Source organism: Lachnospira pectinoschiza, from assembly GCF_900103815.1.
Classification (GTDB): domain Bacteria; phylum Bacillota; class Clostridia; order Lachnospirales; family Lachnospiraceae; genus Lachnospira; species Lachnospira pectinoschiza_B.
Window position 1 is genome coordinate 53,993 of the sequence record NZ_FNHZ01000008.1, and the last position, 14,000, is coordinate 67,992.

15 protein-coding genes and 2 tRNA genes are annotated in these 14,000 nt (G+C 36.7%); 16 read left to right on the forward strand and 1 reads right to left on the reverse strand.

Going from position 1 to position 14,000, the window contains the following annotated elements; all coding sequences use genetic code 11:
- Nucleotides 1-35 precede the first annotated feature (35 nt).
- The 11 genes from BLQ66_RS10730 to deoC all read left to right on the forward strand — a co-directional run bounded on the left by BLQ66_RS10730 (nucleotide 36) and on the right by deoC (nucleotide 9,665).
- A tRNA-Met gene (locus BLQ66_RS10730) sits at nucleotides 36-109 on the forward strand.
- Between the two features lie 192 nt (nucleotides 110-301).
- The gene (locus BLQ66_RS10735) at nucleotides 302-2,227 is read left to right on the forward strand and encodes an EAL domain-containing protein (protein ID WP_074522146.1); all 1,926 of its coding nucleotides are present in this window, start codon (nucleotides 302-304) and stop codon (nucleotides 2,225-2,227) included.
- Between the two features lie 181 nt (nucleotides 2,228-2,408).
- Nucleotides 2,409-2,963, forward strand: coding sequence for a 2-C-methyl-D-erythritol 2,4-cyclodiphosphate synthase (gene ispF, locus BLQ66_RS10740; RefSeq protein WP_074522147.1), 555 nt, complete (start codon nucleotides 2,409-2,411; stop codon nucleotides 2,961-2,963).
- A 19-nt stretch (nucleotides 2,964-2,982) separates the two neighbouring features.
- Nucleotides 2,983-3,657, forward strand: a complete 675-nt coding sequence (cysE, locus tag BLQ66_RS10745) for a serine O-acetyltransferase (RefSeq protein ID WP_074522148.1) — start codon at nucleotides 2,983-2,985, stop codon at nucleotides 3,655-3,657.
- A gap of 25 nt (nucleotides 3,658-3,682) precedes the next feature.
- Nucleotides 3,683-5,101 carry a cysteine--tRNA ligase gene (gene cysS / locus BLQ66_RS10750; RefSeq protein ID WP_074522149.1) on the forward strand — a complete coding sequence of 473 codons (1,419 nt, stop codon included), beginning with the start codon at nucleotides 3,683-3,685 and terminating at the stop codon, nucleotides 5,099-5,101.
- Nucleotides 5,086-5,559 carry a Mini-ribonuclease 3 gene (locus BLQ66_RS10755; RefSeq protein ID WP_027431865.1) on the forward strand — a complete coding sequence of 158 codons (474 nt, stop codon included), beginning with the start codon at nucleotides 5,086-5,088 and terminating at the stop codon, nucleotides 5,557-5,559. Before cysS ends, BLQ66_RS10755 begins: the two co-directional genes overlap by 16 nt.
- The gene (rlmB, locus tag BLQ66_RS10760) at nucleotides 5,549-6,289 is read left to right on the forward strand and encodes a 23S rRNA (guanosine(2251)-2'-O)-methyltransferase RlmB (RefSeq protein WP_074522150.1); all 741 of its coding nucleotides are present in this window, start codon (nucleotides 5,549-5,551) and stop codon (nucleotides 6,287-6,289) included. The genes BLQ66_RS10755 and rlmB overlap by 11 nt, the downstream gene beginning before the upstream one ends.
- A gap of 32 nt (nucleotides 6,290-6,321) precedes the next feature.
- A complete protein-coding gene (locus BLQ66_RS10765; RefSeq protein ID WP_083330353.1) occupies nucleotides 6,322-6,927 on the forward strand; it encodes a sigma-70 family RNA polymerase sigma factor in 606 nt (201 codons plus the stop codon).
- A 52-nt stretch (nucleotides 6,928-6,979) separates the two neighbouring features.
- A tRNA-Thr gene (locus tag BLQ66_RS10770) sits at nucleotides 6,980-7,051 on the forward strand.
- 360 nt (nucleotides 7,052-7,411) lie between these two features.
- Nucleotides 7,412-8,710: an adenylosuccinate synthase gene (locus BLQ66_RS10775; protein WP_074522151.1), complete on the forward strand. Its 1,299-nt coding sequence runs from the start codon at nucleotides 7,412-7,414 to the stop codon at nucleotides 8,708-8,710.
- Nucleotides 8,711-9,017: 307 nt separating this feature from the next.
- Nucleotides 9,018-9,665 carry a deoxyribose-phosphate aldolase gene (deoC, locus tag BLQ66_RS10780; RefSeq protein WP_027431861.1) on the forward strand — a complete coding sequence of 216 codons (648 nt, stop codon included), beginning with the start codon at nucleotides 9,018-9,020 and terminating at the stop codon, nucleotides 9,663-9,665.
- A 133-nt stretch (nucleotides 9,666-9,798) separates the two neighbouring features.
- Here the strand turns inward: deoC and BLQ66_RS10785 are convergent, their stop codons facing one another.
- On the reverse strand, nucleotides 9,799-10,023 hold the full coding sequence (locus BLQ66_RS10785) for a hypothetical protein (RefSeq protein ID WP_027431860.1): 225 nt from the start codon (nucleotides 10,021-10,023) through the stop codon (nucleotides 9,799-9,801).
- 366 nt (nucleotides 10,024-10,389) lie between these two features.
- On the opposite strand from BLQ66_RS10785, the gene BLQ66_RS10790 reads away from it, so the two are divergent.
- The 5 genes from BLQ66_RS10790 (at nucleotide 10,390) to hslO (ending at nucleotide 13,958) form a co-directional block, all read left to right on the forward strand.
- Entirely contained in the window at nucleotides 10,390-10,623 is a 234-nt protein-coding gene (locus tag BLQ66_RS10790; protein WP_074522152.1) for a hypothetical protein, read from the forward strand.
- A gap of 89 nt (nucleotides 10,624-10,712) precedes the next feature.
- Entirely contained in the window at nucleotides 10,713-11,453 is a 741-nt protein-coding gene (locus tag BLQ66_RS10795; protein ID WP_074522153.1) for a hypothetical protein, read from the forward strand.
- Between the two features lie 218 nt (nucleotides 11,454-11,671).
- A complete protein-coding gene (locus tag BLQ66_RS10800) occupies nucleotides 11,672-12,175 on the forward strand; it encodes an SEC-C metal-binding domain-containing protein (protein WP_074522154.1) in 504 nt (167 codons plus the stop codon).
- A gap of 91 nt (nucleotides 12,176-12,266) precedes the next feature.
- Nucleotides 12,267-13,013 carry a class I SAM-dependent DNA methyltransferase gene (locus tag BLQ66_RS10805; RefSeq protein ID WP_074522155.1) on the forward strand — a complete coding sequence of 249 codons (747 nt, stop codon included), beginning with the start codon at nucleotides 12,267-12,269 and terminating at the stop codon, nucleotides 13,011-13,013.
- A 66-nt stretch (nucleotides 13,014-13,079) separates the two neighbouring features.
- Nucleotides 13,080-13,958 (forward strand): Hsp33 family molecular chaperone HslO, encoded by an 879-nt coding sequence (gene hslO, locus BLQ66_RS10810; protein WP_074522156.1) that lies wholly within the window; start codon nucleotides 13,080-13,082, stop codon nucleotides 13,956-13,958.
- The last annotated feature ends 42 nt before the right edge of the window (nucleotides 13,959-14,000 follow it).

Genomic DNA, 14,000 nt, shown 5'->3' on the forward strand with positions numbered 1-14,000 from the left:
CTACTATTCCAAGTAGAAGCTTATCAATATAATATGGCGAGATAGCTCAGTTGGCTAGAGCACACGGTTCATACCCGTGGTGTCGTGGGTTCAAATCCCTCTCTCGCTACTAAAGTTAGCAGGTCGAAAGACCTGCTTTTTTGTTGCCTAAAGCCAGCTAATATTGTTTTAAGCAGAAGTCTAATGGTCCTTCATCTTCCTAGCTTGATACTTGAAAAAAGCTCTATATAAGTTTAAAATTAGATTATATATTGAGCGTGAATAATTTTGACTTTTAATAACACTACTTTCAGGAGGAACTATGGCTAACGAAGTATATAATATAGTCGGTGAAGTAGCATCATTATCCTTTGGGATAATGATTATTATTTTGATGCTTTTTACAAGACCAAGGATTACCTTTGTATATAAGTTATGTTCTATAGGCTTGTTCCTTGCAGTAATCGCAAATGCGGTTAATATCCTAATTATCAAGCTTGCTGCTGATTTTCAAAAAGATGATTTTGTCTTTCTAGGCTTTTTAATGATTATTTTTATGGTGATTTATTTTTTTGTAATTTCTCTTTTATTCTCATATATTAGCTTTCTTTCAGCATATAGGCGTCGATCTGCTACAGCAATTAATATCATAATCTTTATTGTTGCAATTATTTATTGCTGGTTTGCTGTGTCTAAATTTATAAATGGAGAAATTTTGGTAGCAAAAAACGGAATTCTTGAGCTATACATTTTTGAAAAATTCCTGATTTTAAGTTCCTTTGTGGCTTCCTTTATGTCTGTGGTAATTACTATAATCGACTACGATAACCTGTCAAAGATCGTAAAAAAGACAGTGTTTTTCTTCTTTGCAGTTAACCTTATTATTTTGCAGCTGCAGTACCTCTTTTATCCGCACATTTTCATAAGCATTACTTATGTGTTGCCTTTTGCTATGTTTTATATAGTTTTCCATGCAAATCCTCACGACGAGCTTATGGGAAGTCAGGATAAGAGCTCCTTTGAGACTATGATGCGCCAGGATAAGGTGGCGGGTAAAAATGTACTGTATATGTTTATTAAGGTGCCACGCCTGACAAATTTCGATTTCCTGGGGGACAATAATTTCGTCTATCTCCATACTGCTAGATGCACAAGAAAGCTAGAAAATTTAGGCTACGGCATAACGATTTTTAATTTAGGTTATGGCGAATTTGCTATTAGATTTAGCAATAGATATTTTATAGATACTAATAAAATCACCGGCAAGGTGGTGGAAATTTTAAAGGAATTCATTGAATTTGAGGAGAGCAACACTATTTATAGGCTTGTTGTCATGGATGCTAAGAAGGTGAATTTTGATCCTTATAGGGCTAGAATGTTATTTCTATATATTTTAGAAAATAAAATCGAGGACGATTTTTCATCTATGAGCTATATAATTCGTGCCTCCGATTATGATGCCTTTGAAAAAGAAGAGAGGATTCTATCGGTTTTAAGGGACATTTCCTATGAGAGAAATCTTAATGATGAGAGAGTGCTTTGCTATGCCCAGCCAATTTTTGATGTAAGCACTGGGGAGTTTAGGACGGCAGAGGCTCTTATGCGTCTAGAGCTTGGGGGACATGTAATTGGGCCAAGACGCTTTATAGGACTTGCTGAAAAACATGGCTACATCCACACCCTTACTTGCATTATGTTAAATAAGGTTTGCAAGGAGATTAAGAAATTAGAGGATGCGGGTTATGATTTTGACGGCGTTACCCTTAATTGCTCGTCTATTGAATTTTCAAGTAAGAATATGTATAAGCAGTTGTTTAAAATAATTTTTGATAATAAAATACAGATTTCCCATATTAGAATGGAGCTTACAGAAAGCGCTCTCTTTAGCAATTCTTCTAATGTAATAACAAACATGAAGAAGTTAAATGAGGCGGGAGTGATTTTCTATCTTGATGACTTTGGAACGGGCTACTCAAATTTTGAGAGAGTAAGGGAGTATCCTTTTAATATCATAAAGTTTGATAAGTCCTTACTTTACGCCGCCGAGAAGGATGATAATATGTCAAATGTAATGTCAACCATGGTTAACATGTTTAAGGCAGAGGGCTGCCAGACTTTAGTTGAGGGTGTTGAAAATGATTATCAGAATAAAGTTTCACTAAATAACGGTTTTGATTTCATCCAAGGCTATAGATATGCAGTACCAGAGCCGATTGAAGCCCTAGAAAATTATTTTAAGAAAGATTAAAGGAGGGGCTTATTCTCCTTGCCTTATACTTGCTAAGTTTATAAAAATATGGTTTACTTATAAGGTTAGAGCAATAATTAATCTATACTTTAGAAATCCTTAGATTATAAGGACTAAAGCTAAGATTTTAGATAAATAAGACAGAAGCATTTTAATAAAGACAAGATTAGGAGGAAGTGCAATGAGAGTTGGATTGGGTTATGACGTACACAAGCTAGTTGAAGGAAGAAAGCTTATTATTGGTGGCGTTGAGATTCCATACGAAAAAGGCCTTCTTGGACATTCAGATGCAGATGTGCTTCTTCATGCTATAACTGATGCAATTTTAGGAGCTGCAGCCCTTGGAGATATTGGTAAACATTTTCCAGATACAGACCCTAAATACGAAGGAGCAGACAGCTTAAAGCTGTTATCTGAAGCCGGCAAGATGGTGGATGAGAAGAACTTCATTATTGAGAATATAGATGCAACTATAATAGCTCAAAAACCTAAGATGAGACCTTATATAGATACAATGAGAGAAAATATTGCTAAGGCCCTTGGTTTATCAATTGACCAGGTCAATGTCAAGGCAACAACAGAAGAAGGTTTAGGCTTTACAGGTAATGGTCAGGGGATTTCATCTCAGGCTATTGCGTCTATTTCATCAGTGGATAACTACATTTATGGTGAATCTGATATGACAAATTGTTGCGGCGGTTGCAACGGAAATTGTCCAAAAAATCAGAATAGTTAAATGAAATGGAAGCGATTTTATGAATTTTTTAAAATATGTAAAACAAGAAACCGAAGTAATTAGACAAAAGGATCCAGCCATTAAATCTAACTGGGAAGTCCTTTTATATCCTACTTTCTGGGCACTTTATCACTATAGAAGAGCTCATAAATTGTATGAAAAGGGACATTTTTACAGAGCAAGAAAAATTTCTCAAAGAGCAGCAAGAAAGACGGGTATTGAAATCCATCCCGGTGCTGTAATTGGGGAGGGTTTCTTTGTGGATCATGGTCATGGAGTAGTAATTGGCGAAACAGCCATTATAGGTAATAACGTTACTCTTTATCAGGGCGTAACCCTTGGTGGTACTGGTAAGGAGCATGGAAAAAGACATCCAACTCTTGGAGATAATGTCATGGTAGGAGCTGGAGCTAAGGTACTTGGTAACATTAAGATTGGCAATGATTGTAAGATTGGTGCCGGTTCAGTAGTTGTAAGAGATGTGCCAGATGACTGTACAGTCGTTGGTATTCCAGGTAAGATCGTGGTTCAGGATTGTAAGCGATTAATTGAAAATCTCGATCAGGTAACACTACCAGATCCAGTTGCGGCAGAATTCTGCAAGCTTAAGGACGAGAATGAGAGAATCTTAAAGAGAATAAGTAAACTTGAGAAACAGGTTGCTGAGAACAGAGATCATATGATTATAAACTAAAAGAGTTTACAGGGAAGGTAATAAAATGAAGATTTATAATACTTTAACTAGAAAAAAGGAAGAATTTGTACCAATCGAAGAGGGTAAGGTAAAGATGTATGTTTGTGGACCTACAGTTTACAACCTTATTCATATCGGTAATGCTAGACCAATGATAGTATTTGACACTGTTAGAAGATATTTTGAATATAAGGGTTACGAAGTTAACTACGTTTCAAATTTCACAGATGTTGATGATAAGATTATTAAGAAGGCTAACGAGGAAGGTACAACAGCTGACGTTATAAGCCAGAGATATATTGCTGAGTGTAAAAAGGATATGGAAGGCATGAACATTAAGCCTGCAACAACACATCCTCTCGCTACTAAGGAAATTCCTGGTATGCTTGACATGATTGGAACTCTTGTAAAAAAAGGACATGCTTACGCAAAGAACGGAACAGTTTATTTTAAGACACGTTCTTTTGATCAGTATGGTAAATTATCTAAGAAGAATATAGACGACTTAGAGGCAGGCCACAGAGATGAGGCACATGCCCTTAAGGTTTCAGGCGCTGACGAGAAGGAAGATGCACTTGATTTCGTATTATGGAAGCCAAAGAAGGACGGCGAGCCTTACTGGGAATCACAGTGGTCACAGGGTAGACCAGGCTGGCATATTGAGTGTTCTGTAATGGCTAAGAAGTATCTTGGTGATACAATCGATATCCATGCAGGTGGCGAGGATTTAGTTTTCCCTCATCATGAAAATGAAATCGCTCAGTCAGAGTGCTGCAATGGTGTAGATTTTGCAAAGTATTGGATGCACAATGCATTCCTTAATATTAACAATAAGAAGATGTCTAAGTCAGAGGGCAATTTCTTTACAGTAAGAGATATTGCAGAGCATTACGATTTAGGCGTACTTAGATTCTTTATGCTTAGCGCACACTATCGTAATCCAATTAACTTTAGCCGCGAGCTTATGGAATCAGCTAAGAATGGTTTAGATAGAATCATGACAGCAGTAGCTAATCTTGATGAATTGGCAAATGCAGCAACAGCTGAAAGCTTAACAGAAGAAGAGACAAAGGTGCTTGCTGAAATTAAGGCTTGCCAGGATAAGTTTGAAGCTTCTATGGATGATGACTTTAATACAGCTGATGCTATTTCTGCAATCTTTGATATGGTAAAGATTGCTAACTCTAATGCTAATGCTGCATCAAGCAAGGAATTTATTGCTAAGCTAAGAGAGGCTATTGTAACATTTTCAGATATCCTTGGCCTTAAGGTGGTTAAGGAAGCAGAGTTACTTGATGCTGACATTGAGAACTTAATCAATGAGCGTCAGGCTGCAAGAAAGGAAAGAAACTTTAAAAGAGCTGATGAAATCAGAGATGAGTTACTTTCAAAGGGTATTGTATTAGAGGATACAAGAGAAGGTGTAAGATGGAAGAGAGCTTAAGTTTTACTAAGGCTATATTTGAGGGCCTTAATTTAAATGAGACTAATCCAAGACAGCTATCCCCTCTAGTATTAGCTTATATCGGGGATTGTGCCTATGATTTAATCATAAAAACTAAGATTGTTTCAGAGGGCAACACTCAGGTTAATAAAATGAATAAACAAGCTTCATCATTAGTAAAGGCAGAGGCCCAGTCTATTATGATTGGTGTCCTTGAGCCTTTGCTTACAAGCGATGAGGAAGCTATATATAAAAGAGGCCGTAATGCAAAGTCTTATACTTCCGCAAAGAATGCCTCTATTACAGATTATAGAAGAGCAACGGGCTTTGAGGCCTTAGTTGGCTATTTATATTTAACAGAGCAATTTGATAGATTGGTGGAACTTGTAAAAATCGGACTTGAATCCGAAGAGATGAAGACAAGAAAGCCAACTAATAGGAGGACTAATGAGATATAAGGAATTGACCTTTGAAGGCCGTAATGCGGTTTTAGAGGCTTTTAGATCAGGCAAAACAATAGATAAGCTATTTGTCTTAGATGGCAGCACAGATGGTCCAATTAAGACTATTATAAGAGAAGCTAAGAAAACTGACTGCATTATTAACTTTGTAGATAAGGAAAGACTTGATAGACTTGCTGGAACAAGCCGTCATCAGGGAGTTGTAGCCATTGGCGCAGCTTATGATTATGCAGAAGTTGAGGACATCCTTAATCTTGCAAAAGAAAAGGGTGAAGATCCATTTATCTTTATCTTAGATGAAATCGAGGATCCACACAATCTTGGCGCAATTATAAGAACAGCTAATCAGGCAGGCGCTCACGGTGTTATTATTCCAAAGCGTAGGGCAGTAGGCCTTACAGCTACAGTAGCTAAGACATCAGCTGGTGCTATTAATTACACACCAGTTGCCAAGGTAACTAACATTTCTAAGACTATTGAAGAGTTAAAGAAGGAAGGTCTTTGGTTTGTCTGCGCAGATATGGGCGGTGAGACTATGTATAATCTTAACTTAAAAGGCCCTATCGGCTTAGTTATTGGTAATGAAGGTAACGGCGTTAGCCGTCTTGTTAAGGAAAAATGTGACTTTGTAGCCTCAATCCCAATGAAGGGGGATATTGATTCCCTTAATGCTTCAGTGGCAGCAGGCGTACTTGCTTATGAAATCGTAAGACAGAGAATGGCTTAAGATTTTAACAGACTAATTAATAGAGGGTGTATATGGATAAATTATCAGCAATGACTGATGAAGATTTAGTAAGAGATTATAAGGAAAATGAAAATCAAGCCGCAGCTAATCTCCTATACGAAAGGTATAAGGATACGGTTAAGTATAAGGCAAAAACTATGTTTATTGCTGGCGGCGATAAAGAAGATTTAATTCAAGAAGGTATGATAGGTCTTTTTAATGCTGTAAGAGATTATGATGTGGAAAGAAGCGTGAAATTTACTACCTTTGCTAACATTTGCATTGAACGCCAAATCCAAAACGCAATCAAGGCCTCTAATAGACAAAAGAATCTCCCCCTTAATGGCTATATTAGCCTAGACCAGCCTCTTGGTCAGGGAGATGATGAGGAGTTGACTATTGGAGATAATCTAGCAGCTGATGATTTTTATAATCCAGAATATGCTTATCTTAGCAAGGAGGAGATTTCTACAATTAATGCCGATGCTAAGACTAAATTAAGCACTTTTGAAAGAGAAGTTTTTGCTCTAAGTAAGAAGGGACAAAACTATCAGCAGATAGCTAAAGCTCTTAAAAAGACGCCGAAATCCATAGATAATGCACTAACAAGAATAAAGAAAAAATTATCTGCAAAATAGTATAAATTAAGTTGATAAAATAACTTAATTTATGCTATAATTTAGCAGATTTGCTATTGTAGCTCAGTGGTAGAGCACTTCATTGGTAATGAAGAGGTCGGGGGTTCAATTCCCCTCAATAGCTTTTTTTAGCTCAGTCGGAGTACAAGCTCCGACTGAGCTAAACGCTCCGCGAGGATGCGCACGGATTCGGACAGAAATTTGTCTGCTTAAGCAGACACGAATCCGGCGCACAAGACTCGCGAGCGAGTCTTGACTACTCAGATTTTCTAAGTTAAAGATATAAAACAATCCTAACAATTTCGTCTAATTTCTTGCATATTCCATTTTGTTTTGTTATGATAAACCGGTGTGGCAAATGTTTATTTTTATTGGCATTTGCTAATCTAGATGATGGCTTGTCTAGATTCACAATCTAGATAGTGGCTTTTCTAGATAAAAACATATAATTTTATACCCGTAAAACGGGACGGAGGAAGTAACTATGGTAAAGGCTATTGTTGGTGCTAACTGGGGCGACGAAGGTAAGGGTAAGATTACTGATATGCTCGCCGAGGAATCAGATATTATTGTAAGATTCCAGGGAGGAAGTAATGCAGGACACACAATCATTAATGATTATGGTAAATTTGCACTTCATTTACTCCCATCTGGTGTATTTTATAATCACACTACAAGCATTATAGGTAATGGAGTAGCTCTAAATATTCCTTATTTAATTAACGAATTAAAGAGCTTAACAGACAGAAATGTTCCAATGCCTAAGATTTTGGTGTCAGATAGAGCACAGATTATGATGCCTTATCATGTAGATTTTGATACATACGAGGAAGCAAGACTTGCAGGTAAGTCTTTTGGCTCTACTAAGTCAGGTATTGCTCCATTCTATTCAGATAAGTACGCTAAGATTGGTTTCCAGGTTAGCGAATTATTCGGAGATGAGAAAGCACTTAAGGATAAGATTAGTAACGTTTGTACATTAAAGAATGTTATGCTAGAACATCTCTATCACGCTCCACTTCTTAAGGAAGAGGACATCTTTAATACTCTCATGGAATATAAAGAAATGATTGCACCTTATGTTTGCGATACTTCAGCATACCTTCATAAGGCAATTAAGGAAGGTAAGAAGATTTTACTTGAAGGTCAGTTAGGTTCACTTAAGGATCCAGATCACGGTATCTATCCTATGGTAACATCTAGCTCAACTCTTGCTGCTTACGGTGCAATTGGTGCAGGTATTCCAGCAGCTGAAATTAAGGATGTTGTTACAGTAGTTAAGGCATACTCATCATCAGTTGGTGCAGGTGCATTTGTTTCAGAAATCTTTGGCGACGAAGCTCAGGAATTAAGAGTTCGTGGCGGTGACGGTGGCGAATTTGGTGCTACAACAGGTCGTCCAAGAAGAATGGGTTGGTTTGATGCAGTAGCAACACGTTACGGTGTTAGAATGCAGGGTACAACAGAAGTTGCCCTTACAGTAATTGACGTACTTGGATACCTCGATGAAATTCCTATGTGTGTAGGTTATGAAATCGATGGTAAGGTAACTAAGGACTTCCCTACAACATCTGAGCTTGAGAAGGCTAAGCCAGTATTAAAGAAGTTCCCAGGTTGGAAGTGCGAAATCAGAGGAATCAAGAATTACGAAGACCTTCCAAAGGAATGCCGCGATTATATCGAAGCAATCGAGGAAGAAATCGAAGCTCCTATTACAATGGTTTCTAATGGTCCAGGAAGACATGAAATCATCCACAGAGTTTCAAACTACAAGAAGAACTAGTTTCTAAAAGAAACTAATCATAGAATTTATAAGTGTTCTCAAAGCCCTAGAAAGCACTGATAGCAAGACTTTTAGCTATCAGTTAGCCTTTTAGGGCTTCTTTAGCTCAGTCGGAGTACAAGCTCCGACTGAGTTAAATGCTCCGCGAGGATGCGCACGGATTCGGACAGGAATTTGTCTGCAGTAGCAGACCCGAATCCGGCGCTAGACTTACGAGCGAGTCTTGACAAATATAAACAACTAGCTTGTTTTAGATAATAATGATATAATCAGCATAGTAATAAGTATTACTAGATAGGAGGGTATTATGGATTTTGAAAAGTATTTTGATCATACTAATTTAAAGCCAGATGCCACACCAGAAGATATTGAAAAATTGTGTGAGGAAGCCAAGAAATATGACTTTGCATCGGTTTGCGTTAACTCAGCGTACACTAAATTAGTAGCGAAGCAATTAAAGGACACAGCTGTTAAGACTTGCGTGGTTGTAGGATTTCCACTAGGAGCTATGGATACGCAAACAAAAGCCTTTGAGGCAAAGAAGGCTATTGAAGATGGCGCAGAAGAAATCGATATGGTAATTCAAATCGGCGCCCTTAAAGCTAAAGCATATGATATTGTGCTTGAGGATATTAAGGCTGTAAGAGAGGCGACAAAGGGACATGTTTTAAAGGTAATTATTGAAACTTGCCTATTAACTGATGAGGAAAAGAAAAAGGCTTGCGAGCTTTCTATGGAAGCTGGAGCTGATTACGTTAAGACCTCAACTGGATTTTCAACAGGAGGCGCAACTCTAAGAGATGTGGCTCTTATGAAGGAAGTTGTAGGTGAGGAAGGCCTTGTTAAGGCTTCAGGTGGAATAAGAGATTATAACACTGCAATTGCCATGATTGAGGCAGGTGCTGATAGAATTGGCACAAGTAATGCCGTAAAGATTATGGAGTCTAGAAGCTAATTAAGAGCTTGGATAAAAGACTTAATAAAAGGCTAGATGATAAGTAGACAAAACTTGATAACACAGAAATTTATAAAGCGCAGACCATAATTGGCCTGCGCTTTTCTTGTTTTTAAACAATTCTTATCTTTAATTATTCTGATAATCTTTGGATTAATTCCCAAATAAGTTCAGCAGAGTTAAAATTTTCAGGAACGATGTCATTAGCTGTGATGTTGATGTCATAGGCATCATTAAGCTCCTGAGCAAGGCTCTCAAGGTCATCATTTAATAAAATTTCGTCGTCTACTAAAGCTTCATAAGTTTCAAAATCAATTTCTGAATTGTACTCTGATAAAATGTCCATTAACTGATCCATACACGAACCCTCATTTCTTACTAAATTTCGAGTAAAATCTTATATAAAATAAGATAACACCTAGAAGTGATGAGGCATTTCTCAATCACTTGCTATGATAAAATACTATAAGGCATGGGCGTAGTCAAGGATTTTTACTATAATATACCTATAAAATAAGTTATCTAGAAATAGCTTGATTACTGGCTTTAGAGATATATTTTCAAAAATAATCATAGCACTATTCTCACACCTTATCTCCCCTAGTTAATATTAAATTGTACCGGCTTTATTAAGATTATAATATAATCTTTTTATTGCCTATGCAATAGTATTTTGTGTATACTTGAGTAAATAAAATTTTAAGAAGGATAGGAAGTTAGAAAGATGAAGAAATTAAAGAGAATCGCAGCCTTAACAGTAGTAGTTTTATGGGGAATTTTACTCCTTACAACTCTTGTGGTGGCTTTTATTGATAGCGAGGTTACTAACACATTATTTAGAGGTTTAATCTATACAGATATAGTTTTACCAGTAGTTGCTTATGCCATGTTATTGGTTTATAAGTTTCTTCACGGCAAGGGAACTAGTGAAGAAGTATCATCTAAAGAAAATAAATAGTACTTTTGATAGACATTTTTACAAGTTGTGATATAATGGTATTAGAAACAATAGGTCAATGGGCTTCTTAATAACAAGGAGGTGTTAAGATGTCGAGCATAAATTCTAATATTACTAGCTTGTTTTCAAGCTTACAGTCAAGTTCGTCGGGCATTTATAGTCTAGATCTTAATCAGCTTAGTTCTATAAAGTCAGGTAGTTACAAGAAGTTGCTTGATAACTATTACTCTCAGGATGAGGAAGAAGATACAACTACAACTAGTTCAAGCACTAATTCCACAATTAATTCATCTGCCGAGAAGAATACTGAAACAACAATTAAGAGTGCTTCAGCAGCGGTTATTAAGGATGTAAAGACTTTAACAAGTTCAAGCCTTTGGGAAAAGAAGACGACTACAGACTCAGAAGGTAATGAAACAACAGATTATGACAGAGATGCAATTTATAAGGCAGTATCTAGCTTTGTAAAGGATTACAACGATTTAGTAGATTCTGCAGCAGATTCTAATATTACATCAACTCTTAGATCTGCTAATTTTATGGTTAAATCCACTAATATAAATTCAGGTATATTATCTTCAGTGGGAATAACAGTTAATAGTGATAATAGTTTAAGTCTTGATAAAGATACACTTGATAAGGCTGATGTATCCACATTAAAGTCGATTTTTGCACAGGATGCATCAATTGCTAATCAGATTAGTGCAAGCGCTTCGACCATGAATAGCAATGCAACAAGTGCACTTGCTAAGCTTGCAGCAACAGGTAGTTATGATTCAGATGGCGGTTACACCTATGTAACAGGTTCTAATTATAACTCTATAATTTAGAACATTTTCCTAATAATAAGGGGAATTATGACAAGCGAGTATTTAAGGGGCTTTTGAAAATGCAGAATCCACGGGCATTTACAGAGCCTCTTTTTAAATGCTTGCTTTTAAATTATTCTATGTTATAATTCCATAGTAATACTTTTTAGTGTAGTTTGGAGTCGTGTCTTTATATACACTAAATAATAGGAATAAATAATAAGGAAGAGGTATTAAACATGGCACTTTTAGAAACATGGAGAAATCTTGCGTACAATACAGAAGCAGATCCTAAGGCTGCTGAGAATTTCTGGAATGCTTACTTTACAGAAGAGCAGAGAATCTATAAGGAAATTTTAGGAAATCCAGACGAAGTAGTTAAGGGTAGCGTTAAGGACTTAGCTAGTAAGTTTAACGTAGAAGTTTTACTTATGACAGGTTTCTTAGATGGTATTAACGATAGCTTAGTAACTCCTAATCCAATTGAGACTATGGAAGAGGATACAGAAGTTTCTCTTGAATATGATAGAGAAAAGCTTTACTACAACATGGTTGGCTGCAAGGCTAATTGGTTATATGAACTTCCTGAATGGGATAACTTACTTTCAGAAGAAGTAAGAAAGAACCTTTATAAGAAGCAGAAGGCTTCTGGTACTTTCGTTAGAGAAGGTAAGAAGATTGGACGTAATGATCCATGTCCATGCGGAAGCGGTAAGAAGTATAAGCAGTGCTGTGGTCGTTAATTTTAACGATAGCCTAATTAGAATATAAATTTGTTTACAATGTGTGCCCCTTGGTTTTTGCCAAGGGGTATATAAGTATAAAGGAGTAATAATGAACGCATACACTGCATTTGCCTATGTATATGATGAATACATGGATAACATTCCCTATGATGAATGGGGACAATATATGATTGGACTTTTAAAGGAGCTTGGCGTAAAGGCTGGAGACTCAGTAGTTGATTTAGGCTGTGGAACTGGTACTGTTACAAGAATGCTTGAAAAGGAAGGCTATGACATTGTAGGTATTGATATGTCTGAGGACATGCTTGCTATAGCCGCTGAGAGAATTGAAGAAAGTGGACAAGATATTCTCTATTCTTGTCAGGATATGCGTGAGTTTGAACTTCCTTTTAAGGTGGACGCATTTACAAGTATTGGTGACTCTATGAATTACATTACAAGTAAGGAAGATTTAGAGTCTGTTTTTAAGTGCGTGGCAGAGAACATCAATGATGGTGGCGTTTTTGTTTTTGATCTAAAGACAATACATTTCTTTAGAGATATATTAGCTGACAATACTTATGCGGAAAATCGTGACGAATCAGCTTTTATATGGGATAATTATTATAACGACGACGATAAGAATAATGAATATGATCTCGCTGTTTTTGTTATGAATGAAGACGGCAGTTTTAATAGATATGAGGAACAGCATTTTCAGCATGGCTTTGAATTAGAGGAAGTTAAGGAGGCAGCAGCTAATGCGGGTCTTTCTGTGCTTGCCCTTTATGATGCATTTTCAAAGGATGCACCAAAGCCGGATTCAGAGAGAGTATACTTCGTATTACAGAAGTAATTAGGAAAATGTTTCTAAGAATAAAAGTAACAGATTAATTTAACTAAACATAGAAAGGAAACTAAGATGAAAGACTATATAGTAAGAGCAACAGCAGCAGGCGGACAGGTTAGAGCCTTTGCTATTACATGTAAGAATACAGTAGAAGAAGCTAGAAGCCGTCACAGCATGAGCCCTATTGGAACTATCGCCCTTGGTAGATTACTTGCAGGTGGCGCAATGATGGGTACAATGATGAAGAATGACGACGATGTGCTTACAATCCAGATTAAGGGTAATGGACCTATTGGCGCTATGACAGTTACTGCCAACGCTAAGGGCGAAGTTAAGGGTATGGTTGCAAATCCTGAGGTTATGCTTCCACTAAAGGACGGTAAGATTGATATTGCAGGTGCTGTAGGTATCGGTGTTTTATCAGTAATTAAGGATATCGGACTTAGAGAACCATATATTGGTGATACAATCCTTATTACAAGTGAAATCGCTGAGGATTTAACATATTATTTTGCAACTTCAGAACAGGTTCCATCATCAGTAGGTCTTGGCGTACTTATGAATAATGATAATACTGTAAGAGAAGCAGGTGGTTTTATTATTCAGCTTATGCCTAATGCTAGTGAGGAATTTATTGATAAGCTTGAAGAAAGAATTAAGAGCGTTAAGTCAATTACTTACATGCTTGAAGAGGGTATGAGCCCAGAACAGATCTTAGAGCACATTTTAGGAGACATGGATCTTGAAATCCTTGATACTATTGATACTGGCTTTAAGTGTAACTGCTCTAAGGAAAGAGTTTCTAAGGCCGTAATTAGTATCGGTAGAGAAGAATTATCTAAGATGATTGCTGACAATAAGCCTATCGAGGTTAACTGTCATTTCTGTAATACTCATTACAATTTCACTATTGATGAGTTACAGGATATGTATAATAAAGCTACACACTAATCTAATTTACTAGATTTTAATTAGCTTATAACTTTACGAACT

Excerpts from the sequence above, each read along its gene's own strand:
- BLQ66_RS10775 (WP_074522151.1), top strand. The coding sequence starts at position 7,412 with ATGGTAAAGGCTATTGTTGGTGCTAACTGGGGCGACGAAGGTAAGGGT.
- BLQ66_RS10735 (WP_074522146.1), top strand. The coding sequence starts at position 302 with ATGGCTAACGAAGTATATAATATAGTCGGTGAAGTAGCATCATTATCC.
- rlmB (WP_074522150.1), top strand. The coding sequence starts at position 5,549 with ATGAGATATAAGGAATTGACCTTTGAAGGCCGTAATGCGGTTTTAGAG.
- BLQ66_RS10805 (WP_074522155.1), top strand. The coding sequence starts at position 12,267 with ATGAACGCATACACTGCATTTGCCTATGTATATGATGAATACATGGAT.
- BLQ66_RS10755 (WP_027431865.1), top strand. The coding sequence starts at position 5,086 with ATGGAAGAGAGCTTAAGTTTTACTAAGGCTATATTTGAGGGCCTTAAT.
- BLQ66_RS10790 (WP_074522152.1), top strand. The coding sequence starts at position 10,390 with ATGAAGAAATTAAAGAGAATCGCAGCCTTAACAGTAGTAGTTTTATGG.
- cysE (WP_074522148.1), top strand. The coding sequence starts at position 2,983 with ATGAATTTTTTAAAATATGTAAAACAAGAAACCGAAGTAATTAGACAA.
- deoC (WP_027431861.1), top strand. The coding sequence starts at position 9,018 with ATGGATTTTGAAAAGTATTTTGATCATACTAATTTAAAGCCAGATGCC.
- BLQ66_RS10800 (WP_074522154.1), top strand. The coding sequence starts at position 11,672 with ATGGCACTTTTAGAAACATGGAGAAATCTTGCGTACAATACAGAAGCA.
- hslO (WP_074522156.1), top strand. The coding sequence starts at position 13,080 with ATGAAAGACTATATAGTAAGAGCAACAGCAGCAGGCGGACAGGTTAGA.
- ispF (WP_074522147.1), top strand. The coding sequence starts at position 2,409 with ATGAGAGTTGGATTGGGTTATGACGTACACAAGCTAGTTGAAGGAAGA.
- BLQ66_RS10795 (WP_074522153.1), top strand. The coding sequence starts at position 10,713 with ATGTCGAGCATAAATTCTAATATTACTAGCTTGTTTTCAAGCTTACAG.
- cysS (WP_074522149.1), top strand. The coding sequence starts at position 3,683 with ATGAAGATTTATAATACTTTAACTAGAAAAAAGGAAGAATTTGTACCA.
- BLQ66_RS10785 (WP_027431860.1), bottom strand. The coding sequence starts at position 10,023 with ATGGATCAGTTAATGGACATTTTATCAGAGTACAATTCAGAAATTGAT.
- BLQ66_RS10765 (WP_083330353.1), top strand. The coding sequence starts at position 6,322 with ATGGATAAATTATCAGCAATGACTGATGAAGATTTAGTAAGAGATTAT.